Source organism: Streptomyces daghestanicus, from assembly GCF_020521275.1.
Classification (GTDB): Bacteria; Actinomycetota; Actinomycetes; order Streptomycetales; family Streptomycetaceae; genus Streptomyces; species Streptomyces griseoviridis.
Genome location: NZ_BNDX01000003.1, coordinates 1 through 14,751, shown reverse-complemented (window position 1 = coordinate 14,751; position 14,751 = coordinate 1). Strand labels below are relative to the sequence as shown.

The 14,751-nt window shown below is 75.8% G+C and carries 15 protein-coding genes and 1 tRNA gene; 11 read left to right on the top strand and 5 right to left on the bottom strand.

The features are described 5' to 3' along the window. Positions 1–26: 26 nt before the first annotated feature. Positions 27–596 (bottom strand): 5-formyltetrahydrofolate cyclo-ligase, encoded by a 570-nt coding sequence (locus Sdagh_RS06665; RefSeq protein WP_229879731.1) that lies wholly within the window; start codon positions 594–596, stop codon positions 27–29. 167 nt (positions 597–763) lie between these two features. On the opposite strand from Sdagh_RS06665, the gene galU reads away from it, so the two are divergent. From galU to Sdagh_RS06630, 7 genes are all read left to right on the top strand, one after another. Beyond that, positions 764–1,666, top strand: a complete 903-nt coding sequence (galU, locus tag Sdagh_RS06660; protein WP_189414652.1) for a UTP--glucose-1-phosphate uridylyltransferase GalU — start codon at positions 764–766, stop codon at positions 1,664–1,666. 5 nt (positions 1,667–1,671) lie between these two features. Continuing rightward, positions 1,672–3,006, top strand: coding sequence for a molybdotransferase-like divisome protein Glp (glp, locus tag Sdagh_RS06655; RefSeq protein ID WP_226534750.1), 1,335 nt, complete (start codon positions 1,672–1,674; stop codon positions 3,004–3,006). 110 nt (positions 3,007–3,116) lie between these two features. Then, positions 3,117–3,596 carry a cyclic pyranopterin monophosphate synthase MoaC gene (gene moaC / locus Sdagh_RS06650; RefSeq protein ID WP_189414654.1) on the top strand — a complete coding sequence of 160 codons (480 nt, stop codon included), beginning with the start codon at positions 3,117–3,119 and terminating at the stop codon, positions 3,594–3,596. Continuing rightward, positions 3,593–4,093, top strand: a complete 501-nt coding sequence (locus Sdagh_RS06645) for a MogA/MoaB family molybdenum cofactor biosynthesis protein (RefSeq protein WP_189414655.1) — start codon at positions 3,593–3,595, stop codon at positions 4,091–4,093. The genes moaC and Sdagh_RS06645 overlap by 4 nt, the downstream gene beginning before the upstream one ends. Before the next feature lie 23 nt (positions 4,094–4,116). After that, entirely contained in the window at positions 4,117–4,722 is a 606-nt protein-coding gene (locus Sdagh_RS06640; protein ID WP_226534776.1) for a GNAT family N-acetyltransferase, read from the top strand. Positions 4,723–4,857: 135 nt separating this feature from the next. Beyond that, on the top strand, positions 4,858–6,033 hold the full coding sequence (sepX, locus tag Sdagh_RS06635; RefSeq protein WP_190009101.1) for a divisome protein SepX/GlpR: 1,176 nt from the start codon (positions 4,858–4,860) through the stop codon (positions 6,031–6,033). Between the two features lie 75 nt (positions 6,034–6,108). Then, positions 6,109–6,182 (top strand) — tRNA-Ala (locus Sdagh_RS06630). 111 nt (positions 6,183–6,293) lie between these two features. On the opposite strand, the gene Sdagh_RS06625 is transcribed toward Sdagh_RS06630, so the two are convergent. Both Sdagh_RS06625 and Sdagh_RS06620 read right to left on the bottom strand, forming a co-directional pair. Continuing rightward, the gene (locus tag Sdagh_RS06625; protein ID WP_190076609.1) at positions 6,294–8,723 is read right to left on the bottom strand and encodes an ABC transporter permease; all 2,430 of its coding nucleotides are present in this window, start codon (positions 8,721–8,723) and stop codon (positions 6,294–6,296) included. Continuing rightward, positions 8,717–9,463 (bottom strand): ABC transporter ATP-binding protein, encoded by a 747-nt coding sequence (locus Sdagh_RS06620; protein ID WP_190076608.1) that lies wholly within the window; start codon positions 9,461–9,463, stop codon positions 8,717–8,719. The genes Sdagh_RS06625 and Sdagh_RS06620 overlap by 7 nt, the downstream gene beginning before the upstream one ends. Positions 9,464–9,620: 157 nt before the next feature. Between Sdagh_RS06620 and Sdagh_RS06615 the strand changes: the two genes are divergently transcribed. Both Sdagh_RS06615 and Sdagh_RS06610 read left to right on the top strand, forming a co-directional pair. Next, positions 9,621–10,889, top strand: a complete 1,269-nt coding sequence (locus Sdagh_RS06615) for a sensor histidine kinase (RefSeq protein ID WP_190076607.1) — start codon at positions 9,621–9,623, stop codon at positions 10,887–10,889. After that, positions 10,859–11,521 carry a response regulator transcription factor gene (locus Sdagh_RS06610; RefSeq protein ID WP_190076606.1) on the top strand — a complete coding sequence of 221 codons (663 nt, stop codon included), beginning with the start codon at positions 10,859–10,861 and terminating at the stop codon, positions 11,519–11,521. Before Sdagh_RS06615 ends, Sdagh_RS06610 begins: the two co-directional genes overlap by 31 nt. 78 nt (positions 11,522–11,599) lie before the next feature. Here Sdagh_RS06610 and Sdagh_RS06605 read toward each other — a convergent pair whose 3' ends face one another. Continuing rightward, positions 11,600–12,076, bottom strand: coding sequence for a GNAT family N-acetyltransferase (locus Sdagh_RS06605; RefSeq protein ID WP_189414817.1), 477 nt, complete (start codon positions 12,074–12,076; stop codon positions 11,600–11,602). A gap of 191 nt (positions 12,077–12,267) precedes the next feature. Here Sdagh_RS06605 and Sdagh_RS06600 point away from each other — a divergent pair, with 191 nt between their 5' ends. Together Sdagh_RS06600 and Sdagh_RS06595 are read left to right on the top strand one after the other, a co-directional pair. Further along, on the top strand, positions 12,268–13,350 hold the full coding sequence (locus tag Sdagh_RS06600) for a serine hydrolase domain-containing protein (RefSeq protein WP_190076605.1): 1,083 nt from the start codon (positions 12,268–12,270) through the stop codon (positions 13,348–13,350). A 49-nt stretch (positions 13,351–13,399) separates the two neighbouring features. After that, positions 13,400–14,203 (top strand): exodeoxyribonuclease III, encoded by an 804-nt coding sequence (locus Sdagh_RS06595; protein ID WP_189414660.1) that lies wholly within the window; start codon positions 13,400–13,402, stop codon positions 14,201–14,203. Between the two features lie 64 nt (positions 14,204–14,267). On the opposite strand, the gene Sdagh_RS06590 is transcribed toward Sdagh_RS06595, so the two are convergent. Continuing rightward, positions 14,268–14,751 (bottom strand): MerR family transcriptional regulator (locus Sdagh_RS06590; protein ID WP_226534748.1); only part of this gene is annotated, 484 nt, incomplete at its 5' end.

The following is a 14,751-nucleotide window of genomic DNA, read 5'->3' as shown; positions in this document are numbered from 1 at the left end:
CGCGCGCGTGGAGGCCGTTCTCGCTTCTACGGGGTGCGGAACCGCCGCACCCCTTCCGGCGTCACCACCGCGTCCACCGGCCGGTCGTGCGGCTCCGCCGGGACCCGGTCGACGACCTCGCCGGCGTACAGCAGCACCACCAGCGCCGGACGCGCCCCGGCCCGCTCCAGACGGGCCAGGACCCGGTCGTAGGAACCGCCGCCGCGCCCCAGCCGCAGGCCGCGCCCGTCGACCGCCAGCCCCGGCAGCAGCACCACGTCGGCCTCCGTCACCGCCTCCCGGCCCAGCCGCTCCCCGGCGGGCTCCAGCAGCTCCATGCGCCCCCCGTGGCGCACCCGCGCCAGCGAGCCCTCCCCGCCGGCCGCCCCGGTGTACGCGCCCCAGTCGAGATCGCCGTCCGGCAGCAGCGCGGGCAGCAGCACCCGGACCCCCCGCGCGCACAGCGCGTCGAGCAGCGCGCCGGTGCCCGGCTCGGCGCCCACCGAGACGTACGCCGCCACGGTGCGCGCCCGCGCCAGCTCCGGCAGCCCGAGCGCCTGCGCGGCCAACGCCGCCGCCGCCTCCCGCAGATCATCCGGCGTCAATCTGCTTCTCATCTCCAGGACTTCACGCCGCAACGTGCGCTTGTCAGACTGGTCGGCGCGTCCGTCAGCGCGTCCGCTCTGGCTCAAAGTCGCCTCCGTACCGTGTCAATGTGCTCATATGAGCATTACCTTCGCGCAGATGCTGATTCCGTGCGAAGGCAGCGGATAGGGTGGCGCCCATGACTCAGTCGCACCCCAGGATCAGCAAGGCTGTCATCCCCGCAGCGGGGCTGGGCACGAGGTTCCTGCCGGCCACCAAGGCCACTCCCAAGGAGATGCTGCCGGTCGTGGACAAGCCGGCGATCCAGTACGTGGTCGAGGAGGCCGTCGCCGCGGGACTCGACGACGTCCTCATGGTGACGGGCCGCAACAAGCGCCCACTGGAGGACCACTTCGACCGCAACTACGAGCTGGAGTCCGCCCTGCAGAAGAAGGGCGACGCCGAGCGGCTGGGCAAGGTCCGGGAATCCAGTGACCTGGCGATGATCCACTACGTCCGGCAGGGCGACCCCAAGGGCCTCGGCCACGCCGTCCTCTGCGCCGCCCCGCACGTCGGCGACGAACCCTTCGCCGTCCTCCTCGGCGACGACCTGATCGACCCCCGCGACCCCCTGCTCCAGCGCATGATCGAGGTGCAGGAGCAGCACGGCGGCAGCGTCATCGCCCTCATGGAGGTCGCCCCCGAGCAGATCCACCTCTACGGCTGCGCCGCCGTGGACACCACCGAGGACAGCGACGTCGTCAAGGTCAGCGGCCTCGTCGAGAAGCCCGACCCGGCCGACGCGCCCTCCCACTACGCGGTCATCGGCCGCTACGTCCTGGCGCCGCAGGTCTTCGACGTGCTGCGCCGCACCGAGCCCGGCCGCGGCGGCGAGATCCAGCTCACCGACGCCCTCCAGCAGCTCGCCTCCGACGAGAAGGTCGGCGGCCCGGTGCACGGCGTCGTCTTCAAGGGCCGCCGCTATGACACCGGCGACCGCGGCGACTATCTGCGTGCCATTGTCAGACTCGCATGCGAACGTGAGGACCTGGGCCCGGACTTCCGGACCTGGCTCCGCAGTTACGTAGCCGAGGAGATGTAGCGACGTTGAGCAGCCCCGCACCCCGTGCCGCCGGCCAGGACCCGGCAGAGGACCGCCTGTGGTCGGTGGAGGACCACCTGGAGGACATCCTCGCCACGGTCCGTCCTCTGGAACCCATCGAGCTGAACCTCCTCGACGCCCAGGGCTGCGTCCTGGTCGAGGACGTCACGGTGCCGGTCTCCCTGCCACCGTTCGACAACAGCTCCATGGACGGGTACGCGGTGCGGGTCGCGGACGTCGCGGGCGCCGGCGAGGAGTTCCCGGCCTGCCTGGAGGTGATCGGGGACGTCGCCGCGGGCGCCGCCGGGCAGCTCCGGGTCGGCCCCGGCCAGGCCGCCCGCATCATGACCGGCGCCCCGCTGCCGCCCGGCGCCGAGACCGTCGTCCCCGTGGAGTGGACCGACGGCGGGCTCGGCGCGGGCCCGGTGACCGGGATGCGCGCCCGCAGTGCGGCCCCCGAGGGCGCCGAGGGCCAGGTCTACGTCTACCGGCCGGCCGAGGCCCGGGCACACGTCCGCGCGGCGGGCAGCGACGTGCGGGCCGGCGACCGCGCCCTGACGGCCGGCACCGTGCTCGGCCCGCCGCAGATCGGCCTGCTCGCCGCGATCGGCCGGGGCCGGGTCCGGGTCCGCCCCCGCCCGCGCGTGGTCGTCCTCTCCACGGGCAGCGAACTGGTCCAGCCCGACGAGCAGCTGACCCACGGCCGGATCTACGACTCCAACAGCTTCGCCCTCACCGCCGCCGCGCGGGACGCCGGGGCCATCGCCTACCGCGTCGGCGCCGTCGCCGACGACGCCGAGACGCTGCGCTCCACCATCGAGGACCAGCTCGTCCGCGCCGACCTCATGGTCACCACCGGCGGGGTCAGCGTCGACGCCTACGACGTCGTCAAGGAGGCCCTGGCGCACGTCGCCGACGAGGACGAGCCGGGCAGCGGCGTGGAGTTCCGCAAGGTCGCCATGCAGCCCGGCAAGCCCCAGGGCTTCGGCTCGGTCGGCCCCGACCACACCCCGCTGCTGGCCCTGCCGGGCAACCCGGTGTCGTCGTACGTCTCCTTCGAGCTGTTCGTCCGGCCCGCCATCCGCACCCTCATGGGCCTCCCGGACGTCCACCGCCCCCGCACCACCGCCACCCTCGCCGCCGACCGGGCGCTGACCTCGCCGAAGGGCCGCCGCCAGTTCCTGCGCGGCAGCCACGCCGACGGCACGGTCACCCCGGTCGGCGGGGCCGGTTCGCACCTGGTGGCGGCACTGGCCCGCGCCGACGCGCTGATCGTCGTACCCGAGGACACCGAGACCGTCGAGCCCGGTGCCGAGGTCGAGGTCGTCCTGCTCGGCTGAGCGTCCGGTCGGCGGTCCTGCCCCGGTGCGCTGCCCGGCGGGGGAGTACCGTGTCGCGCACAACTGGCCCGCGTGCCGCGCCGGGCCCGGACCGGGAGCGCCACAGCGACATGAGCACGCAGGACCGACTGACCCACCTCGACGAGGCGGGTGCCGCCCGCATGGTCGACGTCTCGGAGAAGGCCGTGACCGCCCGCACCGCCCGCGCCAGCGGACGCGTCCTCGTCGCCCCCCGGGTCGTGGAGCTGCTGCGCGGCGCCGGGGTGCCCAAGGGCGACGCCCTGGCCACCGCGCGGATCGCGGGCATCATGGGCGCCAAGCGCACCCCCGACCTGATTCCGCTCTGCCACCCGTTGCCGGTGTCGGGTGTGACACTGGACCTGACGGTCGCGGACGACGCCGTGGAGATCGTGGCCACCGTGCGGACCACGGACCGCACGGGTGTCGAGATGGAGGCCCTCACCGCGGTCTCCGTCGCCGCGCTGACCGTGATCGACATGGTGAAGGCGGTCGACAAGGGAGCGGTCATCACGGACGTACGGGTGGAGGAGAAGACGGGCGGCAAGTCGGGCGACTGGAGCCGGTCATGACGTACCGCGCGCTGGTCGTCACCGCGTCCAACCGGGCCGCCGCCGGGATCTACGAGGACAGGGGCGGCCCGCTGATCGCCGAGGGCCTCGCCCGCCTCGGCTTCACCGTGGACGGCCCCCGGGTCGTGCCCGACGGCGACCCGGTCGAGGCCGCCCTGCGCGCCGGGGTGGACGCCGGGTACGACGTGATCGTCACCACCGGCGGCACCGGCCTGTCGCCCACCGACCGGACCCCCGAGGCGACCCGCGCCGTGCTCGACCGCGAGGTGCCGGGCATCGCGGAGGCGGTCCGGGCGTACGGCCGGGACAAGGTGCCCACCGCGGCCCTCTCGCGCGGGCTGGCCGGAGTGGCGGGCGGCACGCTCGTCGTCAACCTGCCGGGGTCCACCGGCGGGGTGAAGGACGGACTGGCCGTACTGGAACCCCTCCTGCGGCACGCCGTCGACCAGATCCGCGGCGGCGACCACCCCAGACCGAGCAGCGGGGGTGCGAGCTGAACAGCCCATCCTGGCCCGTGGAGCTGGCGGACGGCGAGGTCGTGCTGCGGCCGATAAAGCTGCGCGACCAGCGGGCCTGGCGCGAGGTCAACCGGCGCAACCGCGACTGGCTGCGCCCCTGGGAGGCCACCATCCCGCCGCCCGGCCCCGGCGGGCCGCTCGCCCACCGGCCGACCTACCGCCAGATGGTCCGCCACCTGCGCTCCGAGGCGAACGCGGGCCGGATGCTGCCGTTCGTCATCGAGTACCAGGGCCGGCTGGTCGGCCAGCTCACGGTCGCCGGGATCACCTGGGGGTCGATGTGCTCCGGGCACGTCGGGTACTGGGTGGACGAGGCGGTGGCCGGCCGCGGGGTCATGCCGACGGCCGTGGCCCTCGCCGTCGACCACTGTTTCCGCACGGTGGGGCTGCACCGCATCGAGGTCTGCATTCGCCCCGAGAACGGCCCCAGCCGCCGCGTCGTGGAGAAACTCGGATTCCGCGAGGAGGGCCTCAGGCCCCGCTATCTCCACATCGACGGCGCCTGGCGCGATCACCTCGTCTTCGCGCTGACCGCCGAGGAGGTGCCCGAGAGCCTCGTACGCCGCTGGCATCGGCGCCGGGCCCAGAACACCTCCGGAATTGAATAAACGTTCGAATTCAAGGGGTTCCGGAGACGGGAATTGTCGCCGGTCTGAAAAAAATTTTGAAATATCAGCCAGATCGTGCGACACACCGGCTCAATTGGCGGATGGCCTCGGGCCGATCCCTCTACCGTGTGAGGCGTGAGCAGCAGCGGCCTCATCTACGCAGTCATCGTCGGGGCCTGGGCCGCCTACTTGGTGCCGATGTGGCTCCGTAGGCAGGACGAGCTGAACGAGGCCCGTCCGACGGAACGCTTCAGCACGGCCATCCGGCTTCTGTCCGGACGAGCGGGCATGGAGCGCCGGTACGCCAAGGACCTGCGGGCGCGCTCCGCCGACGAGGGGGAGCCCGGCTCCGGCGACCCGGACGTCGTCACCGACTCGGTGGACGTCCGGGCCTTCGCCGTGTCCCGGACCCGTGCCGACGTCCGTGCCGACGCCCGGGAGGAGTCCCGGCAGGCGGCCCCGGAACCGGCCCGCGAACGGGAACGCGGACCCGCCGCCCGGCGGGACGCGGCCGGCCGGGCGGCGGCCCAGGCCGCGGCGGCCCGCGCCCGGCGCGTCAAGGTGCTCGCCCGGCGCCGCCGGACCACCGTGGTGCTCTTCCTCGCCTTCACGCTCGGCGCGATCGTCGCCGCGGTCGGCGGGCTGGCGTTCCTGTGGGCGCCCGCCGTGCCGGCCGTGCTGCTCAGCGCGTACATCGCCTATCTGCGGTCCCAGGAGCGGCGCCGGTTCGCCTTCCAGATGGACCGCCGGCGGGCCGAGATCGCCGCCCAGCGGCTGCGCGAGCGCGGCCGTCAGTCCCGCCGCCGCGGCGCCACGGCCGAGGCCGGCGCGGAGCCCGTCGCCGAGGAACCCGAGGACGCCCCCGCCCGGGAGGAGGACCCGGAGCTGTCGGCGCTCGCCGCGGACCGCCGGGCCCTGGTCGAGCAGACCGACCACGCCGAGTGGGTCGACCAGCAGCGCGAACGGCAGCGGCGCCCGGGGCAGGGCGAGAGCTGGGACCCGGTGCCGGTGCCGCTGCCGACGTACGTGACCGCGCCGGTCGCCCCCCGCGCCACGGCCGGCGTGGACCTCTCGGCGCCCGACGCGTGGAGCTCCGCGCGCTCCAGCGCCGCGGCCCCGGAACAGCGGGAGACGCCCGCCGCCCCCGCCCCGGCGTCCGACGCCGGCCGCCCGGAGGAGGAGCGGCCGGAGCCGCCCGCCCGCAGCGGCGCCCGCCGCGCCGCGTCCGCCCGCCGGGCCCGCGAGCGGGGCCGCACCCCCCTGTTCGACCAGTACGAGGACGGCGACCGGCCCAAGGCCGCCAACGAGTGACGCGGGCCTCCCGCCCGGCCCCGGAACGGATTTTTGAGCAGGCCGGGAGGGGTGCTAGAGTTTCACTCGTTGCAAGGGCCTGTGGCGCAGTCCGGTAGCGCACCTCGTTCGCATCGAGGGGGCCAGGGGTTCAAATCCCCTCAGGTCCACCGCAATGAGAAGATCCCGTCCGATCTGTTGATCGGGCGGGATCTTCCGTTTTCCGACGGCGGCCGGCTGACGGCGTGCCAGGGACCGGCCCGTTTCCGTCCCGGAAACGGTCAGCGGGACTGACGCGCCCTCACCCGGCCGGCCGGGAGCACCGCGAAGGTCACGGTGATCAGGGTGCAGGCGCCGGTCGTCAGGGCCAGGGCCGGCCAGGGGAGCACCGGGGCGGTGGGAGTGGACAGCAGGGCGAGGGCGCCGGTCATGGTGAGCAGGTTCAGGGTGGCCACCAGGACGCCGAGCAGGGTGCCGACGGCGGCCACGGTCAGGGCCTCCGCCGCGAGCAGCCGCCGTACCTGGGAGGCGGTGGCGCCGGCCAGGCGCAGCGCGGTCAGTTCCCGGCGCCGGGCAGTCGTCGCCATCACCTGGGTGCAGGCCAGGGCGATGCCCGCGTAGGCCAGGGCGATGCCCAGCACCAGCAGGGAACCCAGCCGGGTCGTCGCCGTCGGGTGCGGGGAGGTCGCCGCGAGCCAGGCCGACGCGGTCCGGACCAGACCGCCCGAGGAGCGCGCCGCCTCGCGCAGCCCTGCCGCCACGGCGTCCCGGTCGGCGCCGTTCGCCACCGTCACCTCGACGCGGTCCACCGCGGCGCCCGGCGCGTTGGCCGGGGTGACGTACGCCCCGTTGTCGCCCGTGCCGACGGGCAGGACGGCGGCGACGCGCAGGGTCCGGCGGGTGCCGTCGCCGAGCCGGACCGGCACCCGCTGCCCGACGGTGTGCCGTTCCCACTCCTCGGTGACGACGATCGAGTCGTCGTCGAGGTCGGCGAGCCGGCCCGCCGTCAGCGGCAGCCGGGTGGTCGCCGCGAGCGCCGCAGGGTCCGCCGCCCGCGCAGGCGACCGGATCAGCGCCACGCCCTCCTCCACGACGTACACCGCGCTCGTCGCGGTCGCCGAGACCGCCGCCGTGCCCGGCACCGCCGCCAGCCGCCGCAGCGCCGCCCGGTCCAGTCCGCTCCCGTCCGCCGTCACCACCAGGTCGGCCGCCGTACGGGACCGCGCCTCGGCCGCCCCGGCCGCGTCCAGCGTGGCCGTCGCCCCGAGCAGCGAACCCGTCAGCGCCACCGTCACCAGCACCGGCGCCGCGACCGCCGCACCGCGCCGGACGCCCGCGGCGGCGTTCTCCCGCAGCAGCAGGCCGCCCGCGCCCGGCAGCCGGGTCAGCGGCCGGGTGAGCAGCCGGGTCAACGGGCGGACCAGCAGCGGGGAGAGCAGCGCGGTCGCCGTGATGAGGAGCATGGGGCGGCTGACCCAGGTCTTGCGGTGCAGCAGGCCGGCGGGGTCGGTGAGCAGCGCCCACACCGCCGTGCCGGCCGCCAGCGCCAGCAGCGCCGTACCGGCGAGCAGCCGGCCCCGGGTGAGGGCGCCGTCCTCCGTCGCCGCCTCGCGCAGCGCCTCGGCCGGCCGGGTCCGGCCCGCCCGCCAGGACGCCGCCGCCACCCCGCACAGCGCCACCGTCAGACCGGTCCAGAACGCCAGATGGTACGGCCACACCTGATCGCCGACCGTGAACCAGCCGGGGGCCAGGCCACCCGCCACCACCCGGGCCGCCAGGCGCGGGGCGGCCCACCCGCCGAGCGCGCAGCCCGCCGCCCCGGCCACCGCGCCGATCAGCAGCGCCTCCGCGTACACCGTCCGGCGGACCTGGCCGGGCGTGGCCCCCGCGAGACGCAGCAGGCCGAACTCCCGGCGCCGCAGGCCGACCGTGAACGCGAACGCCGACGCCACGACGAAGACCGACACGAACGCGCCCACCCCGCCCGCCGTGCCGAACAGGGAGGTGAGGGCCGTCACCGCCGCCCGGTCCCGGCCGGGGTCCGCGTCCGCGAGGCGGCGCGCCACCCCGGTCAGCACCCGGGCCCGGCCGCCCACGACCCGCCGTACGTCGGCGGCGGGGGCGTCCACCACCAGTTGCCGGCTGACCGGGGCCAGCCGCGCGGCCTGCGCTTCGGTGGTGAAGACGGCCTCCTCGAAGCCGCGGCCGGCCACCGTGCCGACCACGCGCAGCGTGCCCCGGTCCGTGCGCAGCAGGTCGCCGGTCCGCGCCCAGCCGCCGGTGACGACCGCCTCGTCGGCCGCGCGCGGTGCCCGGCCGGTGTCCAGGCGGTACGGGGCGTACGCCGCCGTCGGCCACGGGTGGCCCACCAGGCCGGCCGGGCCGCCGGGGACCCGCAGCGGGAACGTCCGGTCCTCGGTGACCGGGCCCAGCGCGCGCAGGGCGGCGACCGTGCCGGGCGGCACCGGGCGCGGGTGGGCCAGCTCGGCCGTCCGCACGCCGGCCGGGGTCGGTATCCGCAGCGTGTCCTCGGCCCGGACGACCACCGGCGCCGCCGCGAACCGTTCCGGCGCCCGGTCGGGGGCGTCCTGCGCGGCGGCCAGGGCGAGGCCCATCACGGTGAGCAGGGCGACGCCCAGCGCGAGCGCGGTGAAACTGCCGAGGGAGGCGGTCCAGCGGGTCCGCAGCCCGCGTACGGCGATGCTCAGCACGGCACGGTCCCCGCCGTCTCCAGGGCCGTCGTCCGGGCGGCGATCTCCCCGGCCGAGGCGCCGGCCAGCTCACCGTGCACCCGGCCGTCGACCAGGAACACCACCCGGTCCGCGTACGCGGCGGCCACCGGGTCGTGCGTCACCATGACCAGCGTCCGGCCGTCGGCGTCCGTCATGTCCCGCATCAGGGACAGGACGTGACGGGCGGTCACCGAGTCGAGCGCGCCGGTCGGCTCGTCACCGAACAGCACCTCCGGGCGGGTGATCAGGGCACGGGCCAGCGCGACCCGCTGCTGCTGGCCGCCGGAGAGTTCCGCCGGCCGGTGCCGCGCCCGGTCCCCGAGCCCGACCCGGCTGAGGGCCTCCCGTACCTCCGCCCTCCGGGGGCGCCGCCCGGCCAGGCGCAGCGGCAGGGCGACGTTCTGCTCGGCGGTCAGCGACGGCAGCAGGTCGAACGCCTGGAACACGAACCCGATCCGCTCCCGGCGCAGCCGCGTCAGCCGCCGTTCGCCCAGCCCCGTCAGCTCCGTACCGCCGAGCCGGACCGAGCCGGAGGTCGGCCGGTCCAGGCCCGCCGCGCACTGCAGCAGGGTCGACTTGCCGGAGCCCGACGGACCCATGACGGCGGTGAACGTGCCGGCCGGGAAGGCGAGCGAGACGCCGTCCAGCGCCCGCACCCCGTCCTCCCCCCTTCCGTACCTCCTGCTCACCGCGCGCAGTTCCACCGCGTGTCGTCGCATCCCCCGCCCCTTCCGATTGGCTGTGCCCCACCCAACCCCGGGAGGGCGGGCCGGGTCAGTGCGGCAGGGGCGAGAACCGGGGTGGGGCCAGGCATACCCCCGGGGCTCCGGTCAGGGCGATGGCGGCGGCGGGCCGGCCGCTCGTACGGTGATCCGCATGACGGTGTGGGGGGCGCTCGGCGGGCGGGGCTATCTGGGGTCGGTGTGGCCCTGGCGGGCCGCCGCGTACCTGGCGAGCGGGGCGTTGACCGGGGCGGTCGTGCTGGTGGTGCTGGTCGCCGGGGCGGTGGTCGGGGGCGCCCTGGCCGCCGTACTGCTCGGACTGCCGGTGCTCGCGCTGACCGCGCTGGCCGGGCTGCCCGTGGCCGCCGTGGAGCGCCGCCGGCTGCGGCTGGCCGGGGTGCGGCCGGTGCCCGGCGGGCAGCACCGGGTGCCGGACCGGGCGGGACTGCCGGCCTGGCTGCGCACCCGCGTCCGGGAGGCGGCGACCTGGCGGGAACTGGCGTACACGCTGCTGCTCGGCACGGTGCTGTGGCCGCTGGACGCGGCGGCCGTGCTGGTCTGCGCGGGGCTGCCGCTGTCGATGGTGGCCGCGCCCGTCCTGGTCGGCCTGGGCGGCGAGGCGAAGGTGCTCAAGGTGTGGCTCGTGGACACCTGGCCCGCGGCCTGCGCGGCGGCCGGCCTCGGGCTCGCGCTGCTGGCCGCCGGGGCCTACGCCCTCGGGGTCCTCGCCGGGGCGCGGGCGGAGCTGGCGCGGGCACTGCTGACCGCGCGGGACGGCGACCGGGTCACCGCGCTCGTGCGCTCCCGGGCCCGGCTGGTGGACGCCTTCGAGGCGGAACGGCGGCGCATCGAACGGGACCTGCACGACGGGGCCCAGCAGCGGCTGGTCGCCCTCGGCATGACGCTGGGCCTGGCCCGGCTCGACGCCCCGCCCGGACCGCTGGCCGACCAGCTCTCCCGCGCCCACCGGGAGGCCGGGCTGGCCTTGGCCGACCTGCGCGAACTCATCCAGGGCATCCACCCCAAGGTGCTGGCCGACTACGGGCTCCAGGCGGCCGTGGCCGACGCCGCCGACCGCAGCCCGGTCCCGGTCGACCTGGCGCTGGACCTGCCCGGACGGCTGCCCGGGGCGGTCGAGTCCGCCGCCTACTTCGTGGTCTGCGAGGCCCTCGCCAACATCGCCCGGCACAGCGGGGCGGAGCGGGCCGAGGTGCGCGGCGGGCACGCCGGCGGGCGGCTGGTCCTGGAGATCCGGGACGACGGGCACGGCGGCGCGGACGCGGAGCGCGGCAGCGGACTGACCGGGCTCGCGGACCGGGTGTCGGTCCTCGATGGCAGACTCGCCCTGTCCAGCCCGCCGGGCGGACCGACCCTGCTGCGAGTGGAGATCCCGTGCCGGCCGACGCCCGACCCCTGCGGATAGTCCTCGCCGAGGACAGCGTGCTGCTGCGCGAGGGGCTGACCGGCCTGCTCACCCGCTTCGGGCACGAGGTCGCCGCCGCGGTCGGCGACGCGGACGCCCTGGTCGCGGCGGTCGCCGAGCAGGCGCCCGACGTGGTGGTGACGGACGTACGGATGCCGCCGGGCCTGCACGACGAGGGGCTGCGGGCCGCCGTCCGGCTGCGCGAGGGGCGGCCGGGGCTGCCGGTCCTGGTGCTCAGTCAGTACGTGCAGCGGGTCTACGCCGCCGAACTGCTGGACTCCGGCGACGGCAGCGGCGTCGGGTACCTGCTCAAGGACCGGATCGGCCAGGTCGAGGAGTTCGTGGACGCCCTGTCCCGGGTCGCGGCCGGCGGCACGGTCGTCGACCCGGAGGTGGTACGGCACCTGCTGCGCCGCCGCCGCGACCCGCTGGCCCGCCTCACCCCGCGCGAGCGGGAGGTGCTGGCGCTGGTCGCGGAGGGCAGGTCCAACGGGGCGGTCGCGCGGGCGCTGGTGGTGTCCGAGGCGGCCGTCGGCAAGCACATCGGGTCCATCCTGGCCAAGCTGGACCTGCCCCCGGCCGACGACACCCACCGGCGGGTGCTGGCGGTGCTGGCGTTCCTCAGGAGCTGAGCGGAACCCCGGGGGAACTGAGCGGAGCCTCAGAGGCCGGGCAGAACCCCAGAGGCTGAACAGGGCTTCAGGGGCTGGTCAGAGCTTCTTCGCGTAGCAGAGGCTGCTCTCGTGGAAGCGGTAGAAGCCGAACTTCTCGCACGGCTCGTAGCCGCTGGACTCGTACAGGGCCACCGCCTCCGGCTGCTTGGTGCCGGTCTCCAGGACCATCCGGGTCCGGCCCGCCGCGCGGGCGTCCTCCTCCAGGGCGGCCAGGATGCGGCGGGCCAGGCCCCGGCCGCGCACCGGCTCGATCACGAACATCCGCTTCAGCTCGGCGTCGCCGTCCCGGTAGTTCTCCTCGTTGGCTTCCTGCGCGCGCCAGCCGCCCGACGCGACCGGGACCCCGGCCTCGTCATAGGCGAGCAGGTACAGGCCGCGGGGCGGCGCGAAGTGGGCGGGCTCCAGATAGGTCTCGTCGCCGTCGTCGCCGTACCGGACGGCGTACTCGGCCTGGACCTCGTCGTTGAGCTTGACCGCGTCGGGGTGGTCGAAGGGGACCGGGCGCAGCTCGATGACCGGGCGTATCTCCATTTTTCCTGCCGTATGAGTATGCGAAGCCGAGGGGGAACGTCGTCCAGTGTGCCCCACGGCGTGGAGGTGCGGCGTGGGGGTGGAGGGGGTGCCGCAGGGGGTCTGTGAACGGGTGTCCGGTGTGGCCGATGATGACGGCCGAGGCCGTTCCGTCCGAAGGTGAGGGAGTCATCGTGGACCGACGCAGACTGCTGGGCACGGCGGCGGGGGCCGTGGCGGGTGTGACGGCGATGTCCGGCAGGGCCGTGGCGGCCGGGGGCGGTCTGACGGCACGGCTGCGGCCCTACCTGGAGCGGGCGCTGGCGGCCGGCGCCCCGAGCGCGGTCATGGGGGCCGTCCACGGGGGCCGGCGCGAGGTGGCCGGGGCCGCCCAGGAGGGTCCCGTGCCCGACGGCCGGACGGTGTTCCAGCTCGGCTCGATCGGCAAGACGCTGACCGCCACCGCCTTCGCGCGCGCGGTGGTCGCGGGCACGGTGCGGCTGGACACGCCGCTCGCCCTGCCGCCGGGGTTCACCGTCCCGCGCGGGACGACCCGGCCCATCACCCTGCGCGACCTGGCGACCCACTCCTCCGGCCTGCCCCGGCTCCCCGCCAACCTCCTGGCCGGGGCGGACCCGTACGACCCGTACGCGCACTACACGCTGGAGGACCTGGCCGCCGGCCTGCCCCTGACGGCCCTGGACCGTGAGCCGGGCACCGCGTACGCCTACTCCAACCTCGGCTTCGGCCTGCTCGGGCAGGCGCTCGCCTTCGACGGCGTCGACGCGCTGCTGCGGCGCCGGGTGGCCGCGCCGCTGGGCCTGCGGGACACGACCACGGTGCTCCGGCCGGACATGGCCGCCCGCAAGGCCGTCGGGCACCTGGCCGGGGAGCCCGTCCCCGACTGGCGCGACCGCGTCCTCAGCGGCGCGGGCACCTCGGTGTACAGCACCGCCGACGACATGCTCCGCTACCTCGCCGCCCACCTGCGCCCGGAGCGCTCACCGCTGCGGGACGCGATCGAGCTGACCCAGCGGACCCACTTCACGGACCCCGGCACCGGCCTGCGGCTGGGGCTCGGCTGGCACGTCGGCACGCTCTCCGGCGGCCGGACGGTGACCTGGCACAACGGCGGCACCTACGGCTTCGCCACCTGCGCGGCGTTCGTCCGGGGGAGCGGGACCGGGGTGGTGCTGATGGTGAACACCTACGGCGGCGAGGAGGGCGCCTTCGACGCCCTGGCCTTCGCCCTGCTCGACGAGCTGACCGGGTCCTGAGCCACCGCACGCCCCGGGCGGCCTCCCGGGCGGGCGGTACCCTTCCCGGATGCTCACCGTCACCACCGCCAACGTCAACGGCCTGCGGGCCGCCGCGAAGAAGGGCTTCGTGGAGTGGCTCGCCGCCACCTCCGCCGATGTGCTGTGCCTCCAGGAGGTGCGGGCCGAACCGCGGCAACTGCCGGAGGAGGTACGGGAGCCCGAGGGGTGGTACGTGACACACGCGCCCGCCGCCGCCAAGGGGCGGGCCGGGGTCTCCCTCTACACGCGCCGCGAGCCGGACCGGGTGCGGGTCGGCTTCGGCTCGGCGGAGTTCGACGGCGCCGGACGGTACGTCGAGGCCGACCTGCCCGGTGTGACGGTCGCCTCCCTCTATCTGCCGTCCGGCGAGGCCGGCACCGAGCGGCAGGACGAGAAGGTCCGGTTCATGGGCGAGTTCCTCGCCTACCTGAAGGAGCTGCGCGAGCGCGCCGCCGCCGACGGGCGCGAGGTCGTCGTCTGCGGTGACTGGAACATCGCCCACCGCGAGGCCGACCTGAAGAACTGGCGGGCGAACCGGAAGAACTCCGGCTTCCTGCCGGAGGAACGCGAGTGGCTCGGCCGCGTCCTCGACCCGGCCGAGGGCGGCTACGTGGACGTCGTACGGGCGCTGCACCCGGACGCCGAGGGGCCGTACTCGTGGTGGTCCTACCGGGGGCGGGCGTTCGACAACGACTCGGGGTGGCGCATCGACTACCACGTGGCGACCTCGGGGCTGGCGGCCACCGCCGTCAAGGGATACGTCGAGCGGGCCGCGAGCCACGAGGAGCGCTGGTCGGACCACGCGCCGGTGACGGTCGTCTACGACCGGTAGGCCGTGTCCGCGACGTCCCTCCGTCCGCCCGGAGGGCGGGTCAGGAGGGACACGCGGACACGGTTCAGGCCCCGTCGAGGTCGTCGAGGTGCTTGCGCAGCCGCCGGTCCAGGGCCAGTGACAGTTCCGCCTCCACCACGCTGCGGGCCAGCGGGCGCAGGCGGGGGAGCCGTTCCTCGGCCGCGTGGCGCAGGACCAGGTCGGCGAAGAGGTCGGCCAGCGCGTCGGCGTGGGCGCGGACGCGGCTGCCGGCGTGCAGGACCTCGGCGAGCGGGACGCCCTCGCGGACCAGGGCGGTGGACGCGTCCAGCAGCCGGCGGCTTATGTGGACGACCGCGTCGCCGTCGACGCCCAGGTAGCCCAGCTCCATCGCGGCGGCGAGGTTCTCGGGGGTGTCCTGGCCCTCGAAGCGGGCGGCGAGTTCCTCGGGGGTGAGCCGGACCGGGGTCTCCTCGGTGGGCTCGCCGTAGCCGAGGAGGTCGCCGACGTCGCGGCCGTGGTCGAAGGCGTCGGCCAGTTCCGCGATGCCGCTGAGGGTGTGGCCGCGC